Origin of the sequence: Arenimonas sp. (genome assembly GCF_035312645.1) — a bacterium.
Classification (GTDB): Bacteria; Pseudomonadota; Gammaproteobacteria; order Xanthomonadales; family Xanthomonadaceae; genus Arenimonas.
The window spans coordinates 1-21,723 of the sequence record NZ_DATGBO010000097.1 but is presented as its reverse complement, the minus strand read 5'-3'; the positions used below and the strand labels follow the sequence as shown (position 1 = coordinate 21,723).

At 64.0% G+C, this 21,723-nt stretch carries 23 protein-coding genes, 4 tRNA genes and 1 pseudogene; 25 read left to right on the top strand and 3 right to left on the bottom strand.

What is annotated here, in order from left to right; genetic code table 11:
- Window positions 1–6 precede the first annotated feature (6 nt).
- The 23 genes from VKM35_RS08985 to VKM35_RS08875 all read left to right on the top strand — a co-directional run bounded on the left by VKM35_RS08985 (window position 7) and on the right by VKM35_RS08875 (window position 19,849).
- Window positions 7–186, top strand: coding sequence for a DUF1674 domain-containing protein (locus VKM35_RS08985; RefSeq protein WP_324320565.1), 180 nt, complete (start codon window positions 7–9; stop codon window positions 184–186).
- Window positions 187–242: 56 nt separating this feature from the next.
- Complete coding sequence (gene sdhC / locus VKM35_RS08980) at window positions 243–644, top strand: succinate dehydrogenase, cytochrome b556 subunit (protein ID WP_324320563.1); 402 nt, start codon at window positions 243–245, stop codon at window positions 642–644.
- On the top strand, window positions 641–1,021 hold the full coding sequence (sdhD, locus tag VKM35_RS08975) for a succinate dehydrogenase, hydrophobic membrane anchor protein (protein WP_324320561.1): 381 nt from the start codon (window positions 641–643) through the stop codon (window positions 1,019–1,021). Before sdhC ends, sdhD begins: the two co-directional genes overlap by 4 nt.
- 18 nt (window positions 1,022–1,039) lie before the next feature.
- Complete coding sequence (gene sdhA, locus VKM35_RS08970) at window positions 1,040–2,833, top strand: succinate dehydrogenase flavoprotein subunit (RefSeq protein ID WP_324320559.1); 1,794 nt, start codon at window positions 1,040–1,042, stop codon at window positions 2,831–2,833.
- Window positions 2,834–2,933: 100 nt separating this feature from the next.
- Window positions 2,934–3,722 (top strand): succinate dehydrogenase iron-sulfur subunit, encoded by a 789-nt coding sequence (locus tag VKM35_RS08965; protein ID WP_324320557.1) that lies wholly within the window; start codon window positions 2,934–2,936, stop codon window positions 3,720–3,722.
- Window positions 3,723–3,742: 20 nt separating this feature from the next.
- Complete coding sequence (locus tag VKM35_RS08960; protein WP_324320555.1) at window positions 3,743–4,159, top strand: MAPEG family protein; 417 nt, start codon at window positions 3,743–3,745, stop codon at window positions 4,157–4,159.
- A 53-nt stretch (window positions 4,160–4,212) separates the two neighbouring features.
- Window positions 4,213–4,410: a succinate dehydrogenase assembly factor 2 gene (locus VKM35_RS08955; protein ID WP_324320579.1), complete on the top strand. Its 198-nt coding sequence runs from the start codon at window positions 4,213–4,215 to the stop codon at window positions 4,408–4,410.
- Window positions 4,373–4,828 carry a hypothetical protein gene (locus VKM35_RS08950; RefSeq protein WP_324320552.1) on the top strand — a complete coding sequence of 152 codons (456 nt, stop codon included), beginning with the start codon at window positions 4,373–4,375 and terminating at the stop codon, window positions 4,826–4,828. The genes VKM35_RS08955 and VKM35_RS08950 overlap by 38 nt, the downstream gene beginning before the upstream one ends.
- A gap of 16 nt (window positions 4,829–4,844) precedes the next feature.
- Entirely contained in the window at window positions 4,845–6,089 is a 1,245-nt protein-coding gene (locus tag VKM35_RS08945; RefSeq protein WP_324320550.1) for a lipoprotein-releasing ABC transporter permease subunit, read from the top strand.
- Window positions 6,082–6,801, top strand: coding sequence for a lipoprotein-releasing ABC transporter ATP-binding protein LolD (lolD, locus tag VKM35_RS08940; protein ID WP_324320548.1), 720 nt, complete (start codon window positions 6,082–6,084; stop codon window positions 6,799–6,801). The genes VKM35_RS08945 and lolD overlap by 8 nt, the downstream gene beginning before the upstream one ends.
- Before the next feature lie 6 nt (window positions 6,802–6,807).
- The gene (locus VKM35_RS08935; protein WP_324320545.1) at window positions 6,808–9,150 is read left to right on the top strand and encodes a DNA internalization-related competence protein ComEC/Rec2; all 2,343 of its coding nucleotides are present in this window, start codon (window positions 6,808–6,810) and stop codon (window positions 9,148–9,150) included.
- Window positions 9,151–9,154: 4 nt separating this feature from the next.
- Window positions 9,155–9,805, top strand: a complete 651-nt coding sequence (locus VKM35_RS08930; RefSeq protein ID WP_324320543.1) for a MotA/TolQ/ExbB proton channel family protein — start codon at window positions 9,155–9,157, stop codon at window positions 9,803–9,805.
- Window positions 9,802–10,227, top strand: coding sequence for a biopolymer transporter ExbD (locus VKM35_RS08925; RefSeq protein WP_324320541.1), 426 nt, complete (start codon window positions 9,802–9,804; stop codon window positions 10,225–10,227). Before VKM35_RS08930 ends, VKM35_RS08925 begins: the two co-directional genes overlap by 4 nt.
- Window positions 10,224–11,984 carry a lipid A export permease/ATP-binding protein MsbA gene (gene msbA, locus VKM35_RS08920; RefSeq protein ID WP_324320538.1) on the top strand — a complete coding sequence of 587 codons (1,761 nt, stop codon included), beginning with the start codon at window positions 10,224–10,226 and terminating at the stop codon, window positions 11,982–11,984. Before VKM35_RS08925 ends, msbA begins: the two co-directional genes overlap by 4 nt.
- Window positions 11,981–12,961 (top strand): tetraacyldisaccharide 4'-kinase, encoded by a 981-nt coding sequence (gene lpxK / locus VKM35_RS08915; RefSeq protein WP_324320536.1) that lies wholly within the window; start codon window positions 11,981–11,983, stop codon window positions 12,959–12,961. The genes msbA and lpxK overlap by 4 nt, the downstream gene beginning before the upstream one ends.
- Complete coding sequence (gene kdsB, locus VKM35_RS08910; protein WP_324320534.1) at window positions 12,958–13,746, top strand: 3-deoxy-manno-octulosonate cytidylyltransferase; 789 nt, start codon at window positions 12,958–12,960, stop codon at window positions 13,744–13,746. The genes lpxK and kdsB overlap by 4 nt, the downstream gene beginning before the upstream one ends.
- Window positions 13,747–13,817: 71 nt before the next feature.
- Window positions 13,818–15,239, top strand: a complete 1,422-nt coding sequence (locus VKM35_RS08905) for a hypothetical protein (RefSeq protein WP_324320531.1) — start codon at window positions 13,818–13,820, stop codon at window positions 15,237–15,239.
- Window positions 15,240–15,269: 30 nt separating this feature from the next.
- Window positions 15,270–17,114 (top strand): excinuclease ABC subunit UvrC, encoded by a 1,845-nt coding sequence (gene uvrC / locus VKM35_RS08900; RefSeq protein ID WP_324320529.1) that lies wholly within the window; start codon window positions 15,270–15,272, stop codon window positions 17,112–17,114.
- Window positions 17,115–17,672 carry a CDP-diacylglycerol--glycerol-3-phosphate 3-phosphatidyltransferase gene (pgsA, locus tag VKM35_RS08895; RefSeq protein WP_324320527.1) on the top strand — a complete coding sequence of 186 codons (558 nt, stop codon included), beginning with the start codon at window positions 17,115–17,117 and terminating at the stop codon, window positions 17,670–17,672. It begins immediately after the preceding gene.
- An 85-nt stretch (window positions 17,673–17,757) separates the two neighbouring features.
- Window positions 17,758–17,833 (top strand) — tRNA-Gly (locus VKM35_RS08890).
- Between the two features lie 93 nt (window positions 17,834–17,926).
- Window positions 17,927–18,000 (top strand) — tRNA-Cys (locus tag VKM35_RS08885).
- A gap of 78 nt (window positions 18,001–18,078) precedes the next feature.
- Window positions 18,079–18,165, top strand: a tRNA-Leu gene (locus VKM35_RS08880).
- Window positions 18,166–18,217: 52 nt separating this feature from the next.
- Window positions 18,218–19,849 (top strand): FMN-binding glutamate synthase family protein, encoded by a 1,632-nt coding sequence (locus VKM35_RS08875; protein ID WP_324320525.1) that lies wholly within the window; start codon window positions 18,218–18,220, stop codon window positions 19,847–19,849.
- 47 nt (window positions 19,850–19,896) lie between these two features.
- Here VKM35_RS08875 and arsC read toward each other — a convergent pair whose 3' ends face one another.
- Window positions 19,897–20,247: an arsenate reductase (glutaredoxin) gene (gene arsC, locus VKM35_RS08870; RefSeq protein WP_324320523.1), complete on the bottom strand. Its 351-nt coding sequence runs from the start codon at window positions 20,245–20,247 to the stop codon at window positions 19,897–19,899.
- A 74-nt stretch (window positions 20,248–20,321) separates the two neighbouring features.
- On the opposite strand from arsC, the gene VKM35_RS08865 reads away from it, so the two are divergent.
- Window positions 20,322–20,396: transfer RNA gene (locus VKM35_RS08865), tRNA-Val, on the top strand.
- A gap of 3 nt (window positions 20,397–20,399) precedes the next feature.
- Here VKM35_RS08865 and VKM35_RS08860 read toward each other — a convergent pair.
- A complete protein-coding gene (locus VKM35_RS08860; protein WP_324320521.1) occupies window positions 20,400–20,693 on the bottom strand; it encodes a hypothetical protein in 294 nt (97 codons plus the stop codon).
- Window positions 20,694–20,753: 60 nt separating this feature from the next.
- On the opposite strand from VKM35_RS08860, the gene VKM35_RS08855 reads away from it, so the two are divergent.
- Entirely contained in the window at window positions 20,754–21,305 is a 552-nt protein-coding gene (locus VKM35_RS08855; protein WP_324320519.1) for an NAD(P)H-dependent oxidoreductase, read from the top strand.
- Window positions 21,306–21,386: 81 nt separating this feature from the next.
- Here the strand turns inward: VKM35_RS08855 and VKM35_RS08850 are convergent.
- Window positions 21,387–21,723: pseudogene (locus VKM35_RS08850) on the bottom strand (hypothetical protein); the annotation flags it as partial.

Sequence of the window (21,723 nt, the reverse complement as noted above, 5' to 3'; positions counted from 1 at the left end):
GTCTGGATGGTTTCCACGCCACCGATGATAGGCCAAAGCCCGGATTCTCCCGAGCCTCCCCATGAGCAAGAGGCGACGACCAAGCCGGTCGAGGCGCTGCCTGCCAAGGAATACGGGGGCAGGGATGGGCCCGAGCCGACGCGTTACGGCGATTGGGAAAAGAACGGTCGCTGCATCGATTTCTGACGCCGCAGCGCATTCCAACCGCAATACTCCCCTCCTGCTTCCCACCAGAGACGCCCATGCCGACGCGCGAACGTCCTCTTTCTCCTTTCATGATCGGGCAGGTTTACAAGCCCCAGATCACGAGCGTCCTGTCCATCCTGCATCGCGCCACCGGCGTCGCACTCGCTGTCGGCGCGCTTGGCTTCGCCGCCTGGTTGCTGGCGGTGGCGGGGACTGCCGATGCCTTTGAATGCTTCCGCTGGTTCCTGGCGTCCTGGTTGGGCAAGGCGGCCTTGTTCGCCTTCACTGCCTGCCTGATGTACCACCTGTTCAATGGCCTGCGGCATCTGGCCTGGGATGCGGGCTGGGGTTTCGAGATTCCGACGGTCTACAAGAGTGGTTACGCCGTGGTGATCCTCACGATCCTCGTGACGGCAGCTATCTGGGTCTGTGCTCTCGGTCTGGGAGGTGCGGCATGAATCTGCGCGACCCGCTCGCCACCGCCCGCGGCCTGGGCTCGGCCAAGGACGGCGTCCAGCATTGGTGGATGCAGCGCCTTACCGCCATCGTGCTGGCGCTGCTGTCGCCCTGGTTCATCTATTTTGCGGTGGCGCAGATCGGCGCCGATCAGTTCCAGGTCCGCAACGCCATCGCCGAGCCGCTCAACGCCACGCTGCTGTTGGGCTTCGTGATCGCGATGATGTGGCATGCCCGGCTCGGCCTGCAGGTCGTCGTCGAGGATTACATCCACGGCTGGCTAGAGATCGCGCTGCAGATCGCCATCAAGCTCGTTTATGCCTTCGCCACGATCGCCGCGGTCATCGCCATCGGCCGCATCGCGTTCGCTGCCCAATGAAATTCGCCTGAGTCCGACATGACGACCGCATACAAGATCACCGAACACAAGTACGACATGATCGTCGTCGGCGCCGGCGGCGCCGGTCTGCGTGCCACCTTCGGCCTCGCTGCCAAGGGCCTGCAGACCGCCTGCCTGACCAAGGTCTTCCCGACGCGCTCGCACACCGTCGCGGCGCAGGGCGGCATTTCCGCCGCGCTGGGCAACATGGGCGAGGACGATTGGCGCTACCACTTCTTCGACACCGTGAAAGGTTCGGACTGGCTGGGCGACCAGGACGCGATCGAATACATGTGCCGCGAGGCGATCCCCGCGATCATCGAACTCGAACACCAGGGCGTACCGTTCTCGCGCACCGAAGACGGCAAGATCTACCAGCGTCCCTTCGGCGGCATGACCACGAAATACGGCGAAGGTCCGCCGGCGCAACGTACCTGCGCTGCCGCCGACCGCACCGGCCACGCGATCCTGCACACGCTCTATCAGCAGTCGCTCAAGCACGACGCGAAATTCTTCATCGAATACTTCGCCCTCGACCTGATCATGGACGAGGAAGGCGCCTGCCGCGGCGTGCTCGCGCTCGACATGGCCGAAGGCACTCTGCACCTGTTCCGCGCGCAGGGCGTGGTGCTGGCCACTGGCGGTTACGGCCGCGCGTATTTTTCCGCGACTTCGGCGCACACCTGCACCGGCGATGGCGGTGGCATGGCGTTGCGTGCTGGTCTGCCGCTGCAGGACATGGAATTCGTGCAGTTCCACCCGACCGGCATTTATGGCGCCGGCTGCCTGATCACCGAGGGCGTGCGTGGCGAAGGCGGCATTCTGCGCAACTCCAACGGCGAGCGTTTCATGGAGCGCTACGCGCCCAGCGTGAAAGACCTCGCACCGCGCGACATGGTCAGCCGCTCGATGACCATCGAAATCCGCGAAGGTCGCGGCGTCGGTCCGAAGAAGGATCACATCCACCTCGATCTGACCCATCTCGACCCCGCCGTGATCCACGAAAAATTGCCGGGCATTTCCGAAACCGCGAAGATCTTCGCCGGCGTCGACGTCACCAAGCAGCCGATCCCGGTGCTGCCGACCGTGCACTACAACATGGGCGGTCTGCAGACCAACTATCACGGCGAAGTCGTGACCCTGAAGGACGGCAACCCGAATACGGTCGTGCCTGGTCTGTATTCGATCGGCGAAGCCGCCTGCGTGTCGGTACACGGCGCCAATCGTCTGGGCTCGAATTCGTTGCTCGACCTGGTGGTGTTCGGCCGCGCCGTTGCCAACCGCTGCGCCGAGACGATCAAGCCCGGCCAGGCGCACAAGAGCCTGCCGGCGAGCGCCTGTGACAAGTCGCTGGCCAATCTCGACAAGCTGCGTTTCGCCAAGGGCGGCACGCCGACTGCGCAGATCCGCGACAACATGCAGCACATCATGCAGAACGACGCCGCGGTGTTCCGCACCGGCGAGACCTTGCAGCAGGGTGTGACGAAAATCCGCGAGGCGCACAAGAGCTTCGAAGACGTGCGTGTGTCGGACAGTTCGATGATCTGGAATTCCGATCTCGTCGAAACCCTGGAACTGCAGAATCTGCTGGGCCAGGCCGTGGCGACGATGGTGTCGGCGGAAAACCGCAAGGAATCGCGCGGCGCCCACGCCCGCGAGGACTTCGGCAAGCGCGACGACGTCGAATGGATGAAGCACACGCTGTGCTGGGTCGATGAGCAGGGCAATACCAAGCTCGACTACCGTCCGGTTCACTTGAATGTGCTCAGTACCGACGTCAGCGTCATCCCGCCCAAAGAACGCAAGTACTGACCGATGCTCCCCGTAGGAGCGGCGTAAGCCGCGATCACACCCGAGGCGTAGGAGCGATGGCAATCGCGACCCGCCGCAAAGAATCGAGAAGCGAAGAAAAATGGCCGAGTTCACTCTCCCCAAGAATTCCAAGGTCGGCAAGGGCAAGCATTTCCCCGCGCCCGCCGGCGCGAAGAAGACCCGCGCCTTCAAGATCTACCGCTGGAATCCGGATGATGGCGGCAACCCGCGCGTCGACACCTACGACGTCGACCTCGATACCTGCGGCCCGATGGTTCTCGACGCGCTGATCAAGATCAAGAACGAAATCGATCCGACGTTGACCTTCCGCCGTTCCTGCCGCGAAGGGATCTGCGGCAGCTGCGCGATGAACATCGACGGCACCAATACACTGGCTTGCACCAAGGGCATCGACGAGTGCGCCGGCAAAGACGTGCCGATCTATCCGCTGCCGCACATGCCGGTGGTCAAGGACCTGGTGCCCGACCTGAGCCATTTCTACGCGCAGTACGCCTCGATCAAGCCCTGGCTGCGCACGCAGAGCGCGCCGCCAGCCGCGACCGAACGCCTGCAGTCGAAGGAAGATCGCGCCAAACTCGACGGCTTGTACGAATGCATTCTCTGCGCGTGTTGCTCGACCAGTTGCCCGAGCTACTGGTGGAATGGCGACCGCTACCTTGGCCCCGCCGTGCTGTTGCAGGCGTATCGCTGGATCATCGACTCGCGCGATGAAGACACCGGTGCGCGCCTCGACGATCTCGAGGATCCGTTCAAGCTCTACCGCTGCCACACCATCATGAATTGCGCGCGCACCTGCCCGAAAGGCCTGAATCCGGCGAAGGCGATCGGCGAGATCAAGAAGCTGATGCTGCAGCGTCGCGGCGCCTGATTTTTCCGGAGCCTTTCGCGATGGCGAACAACTTGTTCTGGCCCGCCGTCGCGATGGCATTGCTGACATGCTTCGTTTGGGTGCGCATCTTCATCGTGCGCATTCCGGAGATGCGCCGCCGTCGCATCCACCCGCAAGCGGTCGCGCAGAGCGCACAACGCGACGCCATCTTCGAAGACACGCGCGCCTCGGACAATTTCAAAAACCTGTTCGAACTGCCGGTGCTGTTCTACCTGGCCTTGTTCGTCGCGCATGCGAGCGGGCAGGTCGGTTCGCTGGTCGTAGCGCTGGCCTGGATCTTCGTGCTGCTGCGCTGGATCCATAGCCTGATCCAGTGCACCTACAACCGCGTCATGCACCGCTTCCAGGTTTATCTGCTGGGTGGCGTGGTGCTGTGGCTGCTGTGGGCAGTGATCGCCTTCGGTCTGTGGCGTTGAGCGCGGACGAAGACGTCGAGCTGCGTCGCCTGCGCTGGCGTTGCCGCCGCGGCATGCGCGAACTCGACCAGTTGATGCTGCGTTATCTCGATCAGCGCTGGCAGGTCGCCGAGGACAGCGAAAGAAAGGTGTTCCTACGATTGCTCGATTGCGAGGACGATAAGCTCTGGCGATGGTGCATGGGCCGCGAACGGCCAGGAGAGCCTGACCTGCATGACCTCGTTGAACGAATCCTTGAGCTGCCGCATTGATTGGCGCCGATCGCGACTTTTCTGTGCCGGTCTGTCCCTGATGATCGCGCTGGCGCTGGTATCAATCTGGCTGAGCGCGTTGCCCGCCTGGTTGATGTACCTCACCGCGTTGATGTCGATCGCCCATGGCTTGTTTGTGCTCCGGCGCGAGTGGCAACGGCCAGATGGCACGGTGCTGATCCGGTCGGACGATGACGTCGCGCTACTGAACTTCGGCGCCGGAGCGGAGTCTTGGCACGGCGTCACGATCCGCTTCCGCGGCCCCGTGGGGAGCCTGACCGGTTGCGATGGCAACGGCCGCCACCGACACCTGCGCTGGTGGCCGGATACGCTGCCGGCAGCATCGCGACGTAACCTTCGGCTTGTCGCCGACCGGCAAGCGCAGGCAAGCTTGCGCGCCGCGGCCTTGCCGGGCTGACCCTACAAGGATATCCATGTTCCAACCCCTGTCACTCGCCATCGGTCTGCGTTACCTGCGCGCCAAGCGTCGTAGTGGCTTCCTGTCCTTCTTCTCGATGGCCTCGATCCTCGGCATGGCCCTGAGCGTGGCAGCACTGGTCGCCACGTTGTCGGTGATGACCGGGTTCCAGGAAGAACTGCGCTCGCGCATCCTCGGCATGGTCGCGCACGCCACCATCGAAGGCATCGATGGCCCGTTGCAGAACTGGCAGCAGGCTATCGACATCGCGAAGAAGGATCCGCGCGTGCTCGGCGCCGCGCCTTACGTCGAGCGCGAGGCGATGATCCAGGCCGGTCGCGTGCAAGGTGCGGTGATCCGCGGTGTGCTGCCCGACGAGGAGCCGAAAGTTTCCGAGCTGGCCCTGAAGATGACGCACGGTCATCTGAGCGATCTCAAACCGGGTGCTTACAACATCATTCTCGGCAAGGAACTCGCGCTCTGGCTGGGCGTCGGCGTCGGCGACAAGGTCACCGTCTTCGTGCCCGAGCTCAACACCACGCCGGTCGGCGTTCTGCCCAAGATGCGTCGCTTCACCGTGGTCGGGATTTTCGAAGCCGGCGCGCAGGAGTTCGATCTGGGCATGGCGCTGGTGCACATGCAGGATGCGCAGCGACTCACCCGCATTGGCGATGGCGTCACCGGAGTGCGCCTGAAACTCACCGACTTGTGGAATGCCTGGCCGGTGGCGGTCGATCTCACTCGTCAGATGCAGGGGCTTTATCGTGTGCGCGACTGGACCCGCGACCACGAGAACTTCTTCCGCGCGCTGAAGATGGAAAAAACGATGATGTTCATCCTGCTGTCGCTGCTGGTCGCGATCGCCGCCTTCAACCTGGTCTCCTCGCTGGTGATGCTGGTGCAGGACAAGCAGGCCGACATCGCCATCCTGCGCACGATCGGGCTCACGCCGGGCGGGGTGATGCGCGTCTTCATCGTGCAGGGCATGGTGATTGGTGTCGCCGGCATCGTCATCGGCATCGTTGGTGGCGTGCTCCTGTCGTACAACCTCGTGCACGTGGTGCATCTGGTCGAAAGCATCACCGGCAGCGAGTTGATGCCGGCCGACGTCTACTACATCAGTTTTCCCGCGCCGGTGATTGAGCCGCTCGATCTGCTGATGATCGCCAGCCTTGCATTCGGTTTGTGCCTGCTCGCGACCCTGTATCCGGCCTGGCGCGCGTCGCGTACCGATCCGGCGGAGGCGTTGCGCCATGAATAAGCCTGCCAACAACAACGCCGCGATGGAACCGGTGATCCGCTGCCAGAACCTAGGCAAGACCTATCGCGAAGGCGACCTCGTCACGCCGGTGTTCGAAGGCCTGCAACTGGCCGTGCAGCCTGGCGAGACCGTCGCCATCGTCGGTGCTTCGGGTGCCGGCAAGAGCACTTTGCTGCACCTGCTCGGCGGTCTCGATGCGGTGACCTCGGGCGAGGTCTTCGTCGATGGTCAGGCGATGTCGAAACTCAACAATGCCGAGCGCGGGCTGCTGCGTAATCGCGCGCTCGGTTTCGTCTATCAATTCCATCATCTGCTGCCGGAATTCACCGCGTTGGAAAACGTGATGATGCCGCTGCTGATCGTCGGCGAATCGGTGGCGAACGCGCGTCCGAAAGCGGCAGCCTTGCTTGATCGCGTCGGGCTTTCGCATCGCGTCGGCCACAAGCCGGGTGAATTGTCAGGTGGCGAACGCCAGCGCGCCGCAGTCGCGCGTGCGCTGGTCACGCGTCCGGCCTGCGTGCTTGGCGACGAGCCCACCGGCAATCTCGACGAGAAGACCGCCGCGGGCGTGTTCGAACTCATGGTCGAACTCAATCGCGAAGTCGGCACGGCGCTGGTGCTGGTCACCCACGACCGCCGCCTGGCGCGCAAGCTCGACCGCACGCTGGAGTTGACCCAGGGGCGTCTGCAACCGTTGTCGCCCGAGGTCTGAGTCCGCATGCCAGTCCGCCTGCCGCCACCGCCTCTGGGATTGGCGGTGGCAGCGGTGCTGCTGGCAGGCGTGAGCGTGGTTCAGTGTTTTCCGTGGTTGCCGCCGCTTTGGCTGGCGCTGATCGCATCGGTGATATCACTGCTGCTCTGGTGGCGCGACACCGGTCTGCGTTTGATCGGTGCCTTCCTGTTCGGAATCGCCTGGGCCTGCCTGGTCGGGCAGTGGGTGATGCAGCAGCGGTTACCTGCCGCCGTCGAGCGTGCGGATCTAGTCGTCGATGGCCGCGTGGTGGGCTTGCCGCAACACGAGCCGGGTTCGTTGCGTTTCGATTTCATGATCGACGCTGGCGCTGTCGGCGCGCCCATCGGCGAGAAAGTCCGCCTGGGCTGGTATGGGCCGGCGCCCGAGATCGCTCCGGGCAGTCGCTGGCGTCTGACGGTGCGCCTGCGCCGACCGCAGGGCGTGCTCAATCCCGGTGGCTATGATTTCGAGAAGAGCGCGCTCGCGCAGCGACTCGCGGCCACGGGCTATGTGCGCGACGCATTTTCTGCGCGCCGTCTCGCTGCTGGCCGCGGTGTCGATGCCTGGCGCGATCACCTTTCGAACCAGATCAGCCGGGCACTGCCGGCGGGCCGCGGTCGTTTCGTGCAGGCATTGGCGATCGGCGATACCCGCGCGCTGACCGATACGGATTGGGAGGTCCTGCGTGCAACTGGGTTGACGCACCAGATCGCGATTTCCGGATTTCATGTGGGCATGGTCGCGGGTTTCGGTGCCTTGCTGATCGCCGGTTTGTATCGCCTGCTGCCCGGCTTGGGCAGACGCCTGCCGCGACCGCAGGCCACCGCGATCGGCGCGCTGGTTTTCGCTTTCGGCTATACCGCCATCGCCGGTTTTGCGCTGCCGACAGTGCGCACGATGCTGATGATCGCTGTCGTGTTGCTGGCGAAGTTGCTGCGCCGCCCGCAGTCGGGTGCCGATGCCTTCGCGCTCGCGTTGATCGCCGTGCTCGCTTTCGATCCGCTCTCGGTGCTCGCACCGGGGTTCTGGTTGAGCTTTGTCGGCGTCGCGTGGTTGCTCTGGTGTCTGCCGCATGAGCGCGTGGCCGGAACGATCAGGCCCTTCCTCGAATCGCAGGGCGTCGCGGTACTCGGTCTGTTGCCGCTGACAGTCTGGTTTTTCGGGCAGGCATCCTTGCCCGGACCCTTGGCCAACCTGATCGGCATTCCGACGATCAGTCTGGTGATCGTGCCATTGGCCCTGCTCGGATCTCTCGCCTCGCTGGTTTCCACGAGTCTGGGCGATTGCCTTTGGCAGCTGTCGGCATGGGTGATGGATGCGCTGTGGTGGTGTCTGGAAAAAATTGCGCATTGGCCCAGCGCGACGATCTGGCTGCCGGAGCCTTCGTTCACGGCGCTTGTGCTTGCCTGCATCGGCGCATTCTGGTTGTTGTTGCCGCGCGCTGCGCCGGGCAAGGTGCTGGCGCTATTGCTGTTCCTGCCGCTACTGATGCCGAATCTGGATTTACCACGACAGGGCGAGGCGCGGATATCGGTGATCGATGTCGGGCAGGGCCTTTCGGTGCTTGTGCAGACCCGCGACCACGCGCTGCTGTTCGACGCTGGCCCGGCCAGTGCGCGCGGTCTGGACATGGGCGAGGCCGCGGTGTTGCCGACGTTGCATGCGCTGGGTGTGAATCACCTCGACATGATGTTGATCAGCCATGGCGACAACGATCACTCTGGCGGCGCCGAGGCAGTGCGCCGCGCGTATCCGGATGTGCGCGTGCTCGCGCCGGAAGGTTGGGCGAAGCCCGGCATGCACTGGTGCCAGCGTTCGCAATCCTGGCACTGGAATGGTGTCGCGTTCCGCATCCTGCATCCGCCGCCGCTGTTTCCGTATCTCGACAACGACAGCTCCTGCGTGCTGCGCATCCAGACGGCGCGGGGCATCGCACTGATTCCCGGCGACATCGGTCGCCATGTCGAAACGCGGCTGCTGCACGAACAGGTCGCGAATCTTCCGGCCGATCTGCTGCTGGTGCCGCACCACGGCAGCGATAGTTCGTCGAGCGAGGCGTTCGTTGCAGCGGTGCACCCGCGCTGGGCGGTGTTCAGTACTGGCGTCGGCAATCGTTTCGGTCTGCCGCGTGCCGACATCGTCGCGCGCTACCGGCGGAGCGGGGCCGGCGTGATCGATACCCAGAGTAGCGGCGGTCTCGTGTTCCGGCTCGACGGTCAGGGCGTTCGGCTGCAGGAAGCGCGGCGCAGCGACCGTCCGCGCTACTGGCGGGAGCGGTCCGGCGCCAGCTCAGGCTATGCTATCGGCAGTCCCGATTCAGAGAGGTGAACGCGTGCTGGAATTGATCAAAGCCGGCGGCTGGGTGATGTTGCCGATCCTGCTCCTGGCTGTGCTGGCGATGGCCATCATCCTGGAACGCTTCTGGAGTCTGCGGCGCAAGGAAGTTCTGCCGCCTGGCCTGGGCGAGGAAGTCCGCGAATGGGCGCGCAGCCATCAACTCGATCCCAAGCACATCGAGGTGCTGCGGCGTAATTCGCCGCTCGGCGAATTGCTCGCGGCGGCACTGGACATGCGTTACCGCCCGCGTGAAATGATCAAGGAACGCGTCGAGGACGTCGGCCGGCATGTGGTCCACGAGATGGAGCGCTTCATGAACACGCTGGGCACCATCGCCAGCGTGTCGCCGCTGATTGGATTGCTCGGCACCGTGTTCGGCATGATCCAGATGTTCATGGGCATCCTCAGCGCGGGCGTCGGCGATGCCAACAAGCTCGCCGGCGGCATCGGCCAGGCGCTGGTCAGCACGGCTGCCGGCCTGTGCGTGGCGATTCCCTCGGTGATGTTCTATCGCTATTTCCGCGGCCGCATCGCCGAGTACGTCGTCGACATGGAAAAGCAGGCGATGGGCCTGATGGATGCGATCGACGAAGGCGTGATCCCGAACGCCAAGCCGGCGCCGCGTGGCAAGCGGGGTGAGGCATGAAACTCGGAAAGGGCAACATGGACGTGGATCCGGAGATCAATCTCATCTCGCTGATCGACGTGCTGTTCTGCCTGATCCTTTTTCTCGTGGTCACCACCACTTTCAACCAGCGCTCGATGCTGAAGCTGGAGTTGCCGCAGTCGCGTTCGCAGGCGCAGGTGGACTCCGCCGAATCACTGGTGGTGTTGATCGATGCCGAAGGCAAGTACTTCGTCGGCAACAACGAGGTATTGAAAACCGACGTGGTCAGCCTTAAAGAGGCGATTGCCCGTGTCGCTGGCGATGACCGCAGCCAAGCGGTGATCCTGCGTGCCGACGGGCGTACCGCCCACCAGTCGGTGGTGACCGCGATGGACGCACTCGGCCAGCTTGGTTTCACCAAGCTCAAGATCGCGACCACGCCCGAAACAAAGAACCGATGAACGACAAACCGGAAACGACCAGTTATCTGCGGGCCTATCAGCGCCTGCTGCTGTTCGCCAAACCATTCTGGGGTCTGCTGGCGCTTGCTGCGTTGGGCATGACGCTGGAGGCGATGGCGGGCGGTTACTTCATCAATCTGATGAAGCCCATCGTCGACAAGACTTTCGTGGAAAAAGGCGCCACCGGTCTGGCGACGCTGCCGCTGGTCATCCTCGGCCTGTTTCTCGTGCGCGGCATCGCCACGTTTACTTCCGACTACTGCATGGCGCGCACCGGCAACGGTCTGGTGCGCAATCTGCAGCTGGTGCTGTTCGACAAGTTCCTGCATCTGCCCAGCGCCCGCTACGACGCCGAGTCGGTGCCGGCGTTGTTGGCGCGACTGGGATACGACACCGGCCAGGTCGCCGGTGCAGTCACCGAAGCGCTGAAGATCCTGATCACCGACAGTCTGACCATCGTCGTGATGACCGTGACCATGTTCGTTTGCAGCTGGAAGGTGACGGTCGCGATGCTGCTGGTCGCGCCGGGCATCGCGCTGATCTCGTCTTACGTCAGCAAGCGTTACCGCCGCATCAACCAGGGCATCCAGCAGACGGTCGCGCGGGTCGGGCAGGCGACGCTGGAAACGTTGTCGGCGCACCAGGAAGTGAAAATCTACGGCGCGCAGGCCTCCGAGCTCGAGCGCTTCGCCATGCTGAGCAAGAGCAACGTCAACCTGGCGATGAAGATCGAGACCACGCGCGGCGCTGCATCGTCGGTCGTGCAGTTGCTTGGCGCCGCGGCGCTGGCGCTGATCCTGTTCATGGCCGGCATCGAAGCGACTGCCGGGCGCATGACCGCCGGTGATTTCGTGGTGATCATGACTGCGATGATGGCGGTGCTGCCTTCGCTCAAGCGCATCACCAATGTGCAAAGTCCGTTGCAGCGTGGCCTGCATTCGGCCGATCGCCTGTTCCGCATGCTCGATGAGCCCGGCGAGTCCGATCTTGGCCAGACGGCATTGCCGCGCGCGCGCGGCGATGTCGAATTCCGCAACGTGAGCCTGCGCTACGACGGGCAGTCGGCCTCGGCGATCGACAAGATCTCTTTCACAGCGCGGCCCGGTACGGTGACGGCGATCGTCGGCCGTTCCGGCGGCGGCAAGTCGACCTTGATCCGCCTGCTGCCACGCTTCTACGAGCCGACCTCGGGCGAGGTGCTGCTCGATGGCCGGCCGCTGACGGACTACAAACTCAGCGATCTGCGCAGTCAGATCGGCCTGGTCGGGCAGCGCGTGATGCTGTTCGACGATACCGTCGCCGCCAACATCGCCTATGGCCAGGAAGGCATCGATCACGCCGCGATCCGGCGCGCGGCCGATGCCGCCAACGCCAGCGAATTCATCGATCGCCTGCCGCAGGGCCTCGATACCCGCATCGGCGAGAATGGCGGGTTGTTGTCCGGCGGCCAGCGCCAGCGCATCGCGATCGCCCGCGCCATCCTCAAGGACGCGCCGATCCTGATTCTCGACGAAGCCACGGCCGCGCTCGACAACGAGTCCGAACGCCTCGTGCAGGACGCGCTCGATCGCCTGATTCCCGATCGCACGACGCTGGTGATCGCGCATCGCCTGTCGACGATCGAACATGCCGATCAGGTGCTGGTGCTGGACCAGGGCCGGCTGGTGGAGCAGGGCACGCACGCGCAGTTGCTCGCCCAGGGCGGGCTGTATTCGTATCTGCACCGCATGCAGTTTCGCGAGACGGAAACCGAATGAAGCCGGCGCTCGAACGCTGGCTGCTGCAGCGCTGGTATGGCGGGCAGGCGCCGGGGTTCGGGCTACGCTTTCTTGCGGGTATCCAGCGTCTGATCATCATGCTGCGTGCCGCGCTGTATTCGGCGGGCGTACTGCGCAGTCATCGCATCGCTGCGCCGGTGATCGTGATCGGAAATTTCACCGCCGGCGGCACCGGCAAGACACCGCTGATCATCGCGCTGGCACTGCGTCTGCAGGCGCGGGGATTCAAGCCGGGAATCGTCAGCCGCGGCTACGGTCGTGCCTCGCAGGTGCCGGTGCAGGTCGATCCCGATACCTCGCCGGCGCTCTGCGGCGACGAGCCGAAACTCATTTTCGAACGAACGCGCCTGCCGGTGTTCGTCGATCGCGATCGTGTCGCCGCGGCACAGCGCGCGCTCGCCGCCGGTTGCGATGTCATTCTCGCCGACGACGGCCTGCAGCATCGCCGTCTCGCCCGCGACATCGAGATCGAAGTGCTGGACGGCGAGCGTCGTTATGGCAATGGTCTGCTGATTCCCGCCGGTCCGCTGCGCGAAGCACCGCGCGACACCGGCTTTCGCGTGATCAACGGTGGCACTGCGGCGTCGGGGGAGTGGCCGATGATCCTGCAACTTGACGCAGCGGTCGCGCTGGCATCGCGCGATCAGCAACAGGCACTGGCCGGATTCATCGGCGCGCCGGTGCATGCGCTCGCCGGCATCGGCAATCCCGGGCGATTCTTTGCCGCCTTGCGGCAGCTGGGGCTGGAAGTGGTCGAACACCCGTTTCCCGATCATCATGCCTACCGCGTCGAGGATTTCGCCGGCATGACCGGCGTCATCCTGATGACGGAGAAGGACGCGGTGAAATGCCGCGATCTCGGCCTGCTCAACGCCTGGTACGTTCCCGTTGCGGCGCAACTGGCCGATGAATTTCACGACACCCTGGCCGAAAAAATAAAAGCGATCACGCCATGAGCGAATCCGGTTTCATCGTCGCCATTCCCGCGCGTTACGGCGCCTCGCGTCTTCCGGGTAAACCTTTGCGGTTGATCGCCGGCGAGCCGATGATCGTGCACGTGGCGCGTCGTGCGCTCGCTGCCGGCGCGAGTCACGTCGTCGTTGCCACCGATGACGAGCGCATCGCCGAAGCAGTGAAGGCGTATCCAGTGACGGTCTGCATGACCCGCGCCGATCATCCCTCGGGCACCGATCGCCTCGCCGAATGCGCCGCGCAGCTGCGCTGGCGCGACGACCAGATCGTGGTGAATCTGCAGGGCGACGAACCCTTCGCGCCAGCGGAAGGCATCCGCGCGGTCGCCGAGGTGCTCGCGGCCGCCGGCACGGAAATGGCGACGCTGGCCACGCCGATCACGGACAGCGAAACCCTGTTCGATGCGAACGCAGTGAAAGTGGTGCGCGACGCACGCGGCCTCGCGCTGTATTTCAGCCGCGCGCCGATGCCCTGGCAGCGCGACCGCTTCGCGCGCGATCGCATCAGCGCACCCGCACCCGGCGCGCTGCGGCATATCGGCATCTATGCCTATCGCGCCGGTTTCCTGCCGGTGTTCGCAGGCTTGCCGACCGGCGAGCTGGAGGCGCTGGAAGCGCTGGAACAATTGCGGGTTCTGGAAGCCGGCTATCGCATTGCGGTCGGCATCACGCCGGTGGCGTTCCCACCGGGTGTCGATACGGAAGCCGACTTGGCCCGGGCCGAAAGCCGGCTGCAATCAGCGGCGGCGAAGTCGACAGATCGAGCATGACCGCGGCACCATTGCCCACAGACTGCGATCCCGGCGCCATAATGCCCTTCCGCGAGTGACCAGGTTCCGCCATGACCACTGCCACGCCCGCACCTGCCCTGCATGAATCGCTGAACTGGCTCAACGCCGATGCCCAGACGATTTCCGCGCAACGCGGCCGGGTGCTGGCGCTGGTGTTCTGGAATGCGAGTTCGGCGTACAGCCAGAACCTGATCGACGAAATCCTGCGACTCAAGCTGCGACACCCGGTCGGCCTGGCGGTGCTGGGCATCCATCAGCCCAAGTTCGACGCCGAGATCGATGGCCGCACCGTGCACAAGGCACTCAATCGCATCGGGGTGAATTTCCCGGTCGCCAACGATCGCAGCTGGGTGGCCTGGCAGCATTACGGCATCGTCAGCTGGCCGTCGGTGGCGCTGATCGATCCTTCCGGAATGCTGCGCGAAATTTTTTCTGGCGACGACCAGGGCCCAGCACTGGACGCGGCGATCGCCAACATGATCGAGGAGTTCGGGGCCAGCACCATGCCCGCGCCGAATCTGCGCTTGAGCGGCAACGAGGCGATCTCGCCGCTGCTCTTCCCGTCCGGACTGGTTGCAACCGAAAACCATTTGTACGTCGCCGACAGCGGCCACCACCGCATCCTCGAATGCACGCACGAGGGCCGTGTGCTGCGCGAGTTCGGCAATGGCCATGCCGACCTGGTCGATGGCCCGCCCGGTGAGGCTGCGTTCCGCAATCCGCGCGGCATGTGCATCCTGCGCGATTATCTTTACGTCGCCGACACCGGCAACCACGCCCTGCGTCGCATTCATCTGATCGATGGCCAGGTGCATACGCTGATCGGCAACGGTCGGCCGGGCGTGCCGCGCGAAGGCGGCATCACCGCGCCCTCGGAATGCCTGCTCAACCAGCCCAGCGATGTCGTCGCTTCCAACGATCGCCTCTACATCGCGATGACCGGCTGCAACCAGATCTGGGAATTCGACCTCGGTGGTTCCCGCCTGCGTTTCGTCGCCGGTACCGGCGAGCTCGGCATCGCCGACGGGCCCGGGCGCAATGCCTTGTTTGCGCAACCGGTCAGTCTGGCGCTGGTACAGCAGACCTTGTACGTCGCCGATGCCGCGAGTTCGGCGGTGCGCACCATCCAGTTGCAGCAAAGTGCGGTGCAGACATTGGTCGGGCAGGGGCTTTATGAATTCGGCGAACAGGACGGCCAGCGTCGCGAGGCGCGCCTGCAATTTCCGCAGGCCTTGGCGCTGGACCCGAATTCGCCGGTGCTCTGGGTCGCCGATACCTACAACGGCTGCCTGCGCAAGCTGCGCCTCGGCGGCGGCGAGATGAGCAGCCATGCGTTGCCGCAGCCGATTTCCCAGCCGGTGGCACTGGCGATGGCGCAGAACTCGCTGTGGATCGCCGACGCCGCCACGCATGAAGTGCTGCGCCACGATCTGCTCACCGGATTGCTGACGCATATCCGCGTGGCGGAGTGATTGCGCGGCGTGCGCGGCGATAATCCCGGCATGCCCGAACCCCAGCCAACCTCTGCCTTCGACGGCAAGGAATTCGTCCGCGACCTGACCACGGCGCCGGGCGTGTACCGCATGTTCGCCGCCGACGAAAGCGTGCTTTATGTCGGCAAGGCCTCGTCGCTGAAGAAGCGCGTCGCCAGTTATTTCCGCGCCGATCTGCCGTCGCGGCGCATCGCGCTGATGGTCGCGCAGATCGCGCGCATGGAGGTCACGGTCACGCGCACCGAGGCCGAGGCGCTGATCCTGGAAAACCAGCTGATCAAGTCGCTGCGACCGCGCTACAACGTGCTGCTTCGTGACGACAAGAGTTACCCGTACATCCTGCTGACCGAGGAAACCTGGCCGCGCATCGCCTTCCATCGCGGACCGCGGGCAATTGCCGGCCGCTATTTCGGACCGTTCACCAGCGCCGGATCGCTGCGCGAAACCCTCGACCTGATGCAGAAAATCTTCAAGCTGCGCACCTGCGAAGACAGCGTGTTCCGCAATCGCAGCCGGCCCTGCCTGCAACACCAGATCGGTCGCTGTACGGCGCCCTGCGTCGGCTTGATCGCGCCGCGCGACTACGATGCCAGCGTGCGCCGCGCCGCTATGTTCCTCGATGGCCGCAGCAACGAACTCGTCGGCGAACTCACCCAGGCGATGGATGCCGCCAGTGCGCGCCTGGAATTCGAGCAGGCGGCGCAACTGCGCGATACCGTCGCCGGCATTCGTCGCACCCAAGCCAAACAATATGTGGAGGGCGAGCAGGTGGAGATGGACGTGCTCGCCTGTGTGCTCAACCAGGGCACGGCCTGCGTCATGCTGTTGTCGTTCCGCGACAGCATGAGCCTGGGTACGCGCGCGTTCTTTCCCAAGCTCAACGGTGCCGACACGCCCGAGGAAGTGCTGGCGGCGTTCGTCAGCCAGTACTACCTGGAAAAACGCCCGCCGCGCGAGATCGTGCTCAGCCACGCGGTCGCCGATCTCGAACTGTTCGAGAAAGTGTTCAGCGAGCAGGCGCGACGGCGCGTCGAGATCAAGACCAGCGTGCGCGGCGAACGCGCACGCTACCTGGAAATGGCCGGCAGCAACGCCGTGCTCGCGCTCACCGCCGAACAAAGCAGCAGCGCGAGCCAGCGCCTGCGCCTGGAGTCGTTGCAGCAACTGGTGCAATTGCCGGCGCCGCCGCAGCGCATCGAATGTTTCGACATCAGTCACACGATGGGTGAAGCGACGGTCGCGTCGTGCGTGGTGTTCGATGCCGAAGGCCCGGTGCGCGGGCAATACCGCCGCTTCAACATCGCCGGCATCACGCCGGGCGACGACTATGCGGCGATGCATCAGGCGCTGGAGCGACGCTTCAAGCGCGCGATCGAAGAGGGCGTAATGCCCGATCTGCTTTTGATCGACGGCGGTGCCGGGCAGCTTGCGCAGGCGGCGGCAGTGCTGGTCGAACTCGGCATCAGCGGCCTGGCGATGGTTGGCGTGGCCAAGGGCGAGGAACGCCGGGCAGGGCACGAGGCGCTGGTGTTTCCGGATGGTCGCGAAATCCGCCCCGGCGTGGAGTCGCCCGGCCTGCAACTGATCCAGCAGGTGCGCGACGAAGCCCATCGTTTCGCAATTACCGGCCATCGTGGGCGTCGGCAGAAAACCCGCGAAACCAGCCGCCTCGAAGACATCGCCGGCATCGGTCCGCGCCGGCGTGCCAGTCTGCTCAAGCACTTCGGCGGGCTGTCGGGGTTGAAGGCTGCGGGTGCGGAGGAGATCGCGCGCGTCGACGGCATCAATCACGCCCTCGCCGAGCGCATATATGCTTCACTGCATGGCCTTGATGCCCCCGCACAGGATGTTTGAGTGACCCTGACCATCCCCACCTTGCTGACCCTGTTCCGGATCGTGCTGATCCCGGTACTGGTGCTGGTTTTCTACTGGAATCACCCGTGGAGCAACGTCATCGCGACGGCGGTGTTCGTGCTCGGTGCGCTCACCGATTGGCTCGATGGCTGGGTGGCGCGGCGTTACGACATGTATTCGGCGTTCGGTGCTTTTCTCGATCCGGTCGCCGACAAGCTGGCGGTGACGATCGCGCTGTTCCTGGTCGTGCAATGGCATCACACCGTGCCGATCGCCTTGCTGGGTGCGGTGATTGTCGGCCGCGAGATCACCATTTCCGCGCTGCGCGAATGGATGGCGCAGATGGGCGCGCATGGTCTGGTGAAGGTCGCGGGTTTGGGTAAGATCAAAACGATCGTGCAGATGGTGGCGATCAGCTGCCTGATTTTCCGCGAGCCCCTGCTGGGTTTGCCGATTTTCTGGATCGGCGAATGGCTGCTGGGAATGGCCGCAGCGCTGACGTTGTGGTCGGGTTTCGACTACATGCGGGCCGCCTGGCCGACCATGCGCAAAGGCTGAGCGCCAGCATTGGCAGGGGTTTTGGCGCTCAAAGCAATTGAGGTGTTGACAGAAATGCGTCGATCGCCAAAAATACGCGTCTCCTGCGGGAATAGCTCAGTTGGTAGAGCACGACCTTGCCAAGGTCGGGGTCGCGAGTTCGAGTCTCGTTTCCCGCTCCAGGTTCTACAAAACCCCGCTCGCCGGGGTTTTGTTTTTCTTACGGGTTGATCGGCGCGATGACTGCGCTAATCTAGTTTCCCGATTCGTCATCTGGCCGGGTGGCAGAGTGGTTATGCAGCGGACTGCAAATCCGCGTACGCCGGTTCAATTCCGACCTCGGCCTCCAGATGGAAACCCCGCTCCGGCGGGGTTTTTTTTGGCCCTGTCGCAGGCGACATGATTGCGGCAACATGGCGCACGCCGCGCCCGGGTGGCGAAACTGGTAGACGCATGGGACTTAAAATCCCCCGGCCGCAAGGCCATGAGGGTTCGACCCCCTCCCCGGGCACCACATCGCGCATCCGCCTCGCTATGCTTGGCCGACCTTGTCTGAGGAGCCGGCGATGCTGCCTTCGCGCTATTGGGTGTTCGCTGCCTGCGTGATTCTTGCGATCGCGTCGCTGGCCGGATTGGCCTGGTCGTCGACTTGGCTGTGGCCTGCGGTTTTCTTCGGCGGCCTGAGTCTGCTCGGTTGCGCAGACCTGATCCAGGACAAGCAGGCGGTGCGGCGGAATTTTCCGGTGATGGCGCATTTCCGTTACGTGCTTGAAGGCATCGGCCCGGAGATCCGTCAGTACTTCATCGAAGCCGACAACGACGAGCGGCCGTTTTCGCGGGCGCAACGTGCCATCGTTTACCAGCGCGCGAAGAACGTGCTCGACAAGCGCCCGTTTGGCACCTTGCTCGATGTCTACGGCGACAAGTACGAATGGATCAATCATTCGCTCGCGCCGACTGAGCCGACCACGCACGATTTTCGCATCACCATCGGTGCGAAGCAGGCGCAGCCGTATTCGGCCAGCGTGTTCAATATCTCGGCGATGAGTTTCGGCGCGCTTTCGGCCAATGCGATCCGCGCGCTCAACGAAGGCGCGCGTCTCGGCGGCTTCTATCACGACACTGGCGAAGGTTCGATCTCGCAATACCATCGCGAGAAGGGTGGCGATCTGGTCTGGGAAATCGGCTCGGGCTATTTCGGCTGCCGCAACGACGACGGCAGTTTCAGCGAGGATAAATTCGTCGCCAACGCCTGCACCGCGCAGGTGAAGATGATCGAGGTGAAACTCTCGCAAGGCGCCAAGCCTGGTCATGGCGGCGTGCTGCCGGGGGCGAAGGTGTCGCCGGAAATCGCCGCGGCGCGCGGTGTCCCGGTCGGTGTCGACTGCATTTCGCCGGCGCGGCACTCGGCGTTTTCCACGCCGAAAGGCCTGCTGCAATTCGTCGATCGTCTGCGCCATCTGTCCGGCGGCAAGCCGACCGGATTCAAACTGGCAATCGGCCATCCCTGGGAATGGTTCGCGATTGCCAAGGCGATGCAGGAGACCGGCATCCTTCCCGATTTCATCGTCGTCGACGGCGGCGAAGGCGGCACTGGCGCGGCGCCGCTGGAATTCACCGATCACGTCGGCGCACCGCTGCGCGAAGGTCTGCTGCTGGTGCACAACACGCTCGTCGGATTGAATCTGCGCGAACACATCCGCATCGGTGCGGCCGGCAAGGTGATCACCGCGTTCGACATCACGCGCACGCTGGCGCTGGGCGCGGACTGGTGCAATGCCGCGCGTGGCTACATGTTCGCGCTCGGTTGCATCCAGTCGCAGACCTGCCACACCGATCGCTGCCCGACCGGCGTGGCGACGCAGGATCCGTTGCGGCAGAAAGGACTCGATCCGGTCAGCAAGGCGACGCGCGTCAGCCAATTCCACGAAAACACGCTCAAGGCGCTGAAGGAATTGATTGCTGCTGCCGGCCTGACGCATCCCGACGAAATCGGCCCCGAACACATCATCCGTCGCGTCTCGTCCACCGAGGTGCGTTCGCTGGCGGTGTTGCATCGTTTCCTGAAACCTGGCGAATTGCTCACCGGCACGCTGCCTGACCATCCGGCGTTCCAGGCGTTCTGGACTGACGCGGATCCGGAAGCGTTTTCACCGCCGGCGCAGGTGCGCGCATTGCGTACCAGCAAGGTCAATTGATCCGCGGAATTTTTATCGGTTGAAGCCGTCGACGGCAACGCGCGCGATCAAAGCAATTCGAACACGCGCTCCGGCGGCCGGCCGATCACGGCGCGACCACGGTGGATGAAAACCGGACGCTGGATCAGAGCCGGATGCGCGACCATCGCCGCGATCAGCGCCGTTCGCGTCAGCGCCGGATTGTCCAAGCCCAAGGCGGAATAGTCGCTTTCATCGCGGCGCATCAGCTCGCGCGGCTCCAGCGCCAGCATCGCCAGCAGCGCATCGATCTGCGCCGCGTCCGGTGGCGATTCGAGATAGGCGAGGATGCGCGGCTCGATACCGCGAGCCTGCAGCAGCGCCAAGGCCTCGCGGGATTTGGAGCAGCCGGGGTTGTGCAGAAGGACGCTTTCGTTCATGCCCGAAAGTCTAGCCCAGACCGGCCCCAGCTTGACCTCAACAGCGCAAAACGCATACCATGCGCCGCTCTAACGGGCGGTTAGCTCAGCGGTAGAGCATTGCTTTCACACGGCAAGGGTCACAGGTTCAAGCCCTGTACCGCCCACCAGATTCAAATCGCACAGGCCGGGAATTTCCCGGCCTGTTTGCGTTTCAACGGTGCGCGATTTGGTGATCGCGTTTTTCCGTTTTTCACGATGATTTCCTGCACGCGCGGCACTGGGTATTCGGCCGCCGTGCCTAACGGATATCGCAAGCACAGCATTCGCGCTGGATACCGACGGATTTCCAGTGGGCAAGATCGGCGCGGATCCGGCATATCGACCAGCCGCACGGCATTCACGCCAAACGAATCCTTGCCGGCAGAGGATCTTCGCTCATCGTCGCGTGAGCGCAGGGGTAGCATCTGGAGACGCCTCGGTTGTCTTGATCGCACGCCAAATAAAATCCACTGGAGAACTTCGAGATGAGCCGGATCACCATCGCCGTTATCGTCGGCAGCTTGCGTCGCGAGTCGTTCAATCGCCGGCTCGCCGTCGCACTCGCCCGTCTGGCGCCGCCGGAAGCCGAGTTCAAGCAGTTGGAAATCGGCGACCTCCCGCTTTACAACCAGGACGACGACGGCCAGCAGGCGGCGTCGGTGCAGCGGCTGAAATCGGAAATTCGTGCCGCTGATGGCGTGATGTTCGTCACCCCGGAATACAACCGTTCGATTCCGGGCGTGCTCAAGAATGCGATCGACCACGCGTCGCGGCCCTATGGCCAGAGTGCTTTCGCCGGCAAGCCCGCGGGCATCATCGGCGCCTCGGTCGGCGCCATCGGCACTGCGTTGGCGCAGCAGCACCTGCGCAATATTCTTGCCTACCTCGACATGCCGACGCTGACGGCGCCGGAGGCCTTCATCCATGCCAAAGAAGGATTGTTCGACGAGGCCGGCAATATCGGACCCAACAGCAAGGCATTCCTGCAGGGCTGGGTGGATGCGTATCTGGCATGGGTGAAGAAACACGCCGCCTGAGCAGGCGGCGCCGGAGAATCTTCGGCGTGGATGATGGATGCCGTCGACAGCCGCCGCTGAGGCATCCGGTCCCGCGGCGAATTACTCGATCTGCGCCTTCGCGTATTCGGCATCGAGTTTTTCCATCGCGTCTTTCGGCTTGAGCTTGCTCGCTTTTTCGTAAGCGGCAGCAGCAGCGTCTTCCTTCTTGCTGCCGTGCAGGAGCAGCAGCAGGTTGCCGTGTTCGACATGCGCGATCGGCGAATCCGGCGTCAGCTTGAGTGCGGCGGCGATGTGTTTTTCCGCGTCGGCGGCTTTGGCGCCGTAGGTCATGCCACCGATCAATGCGCCGATCTTGCCGATGATCTCGCCGTGGTAAAGCGCGAGCGCGGTCTGCGCTTCGGCATGCTTGGCATCGAGCTTGAGCGTGGCTTCGAGT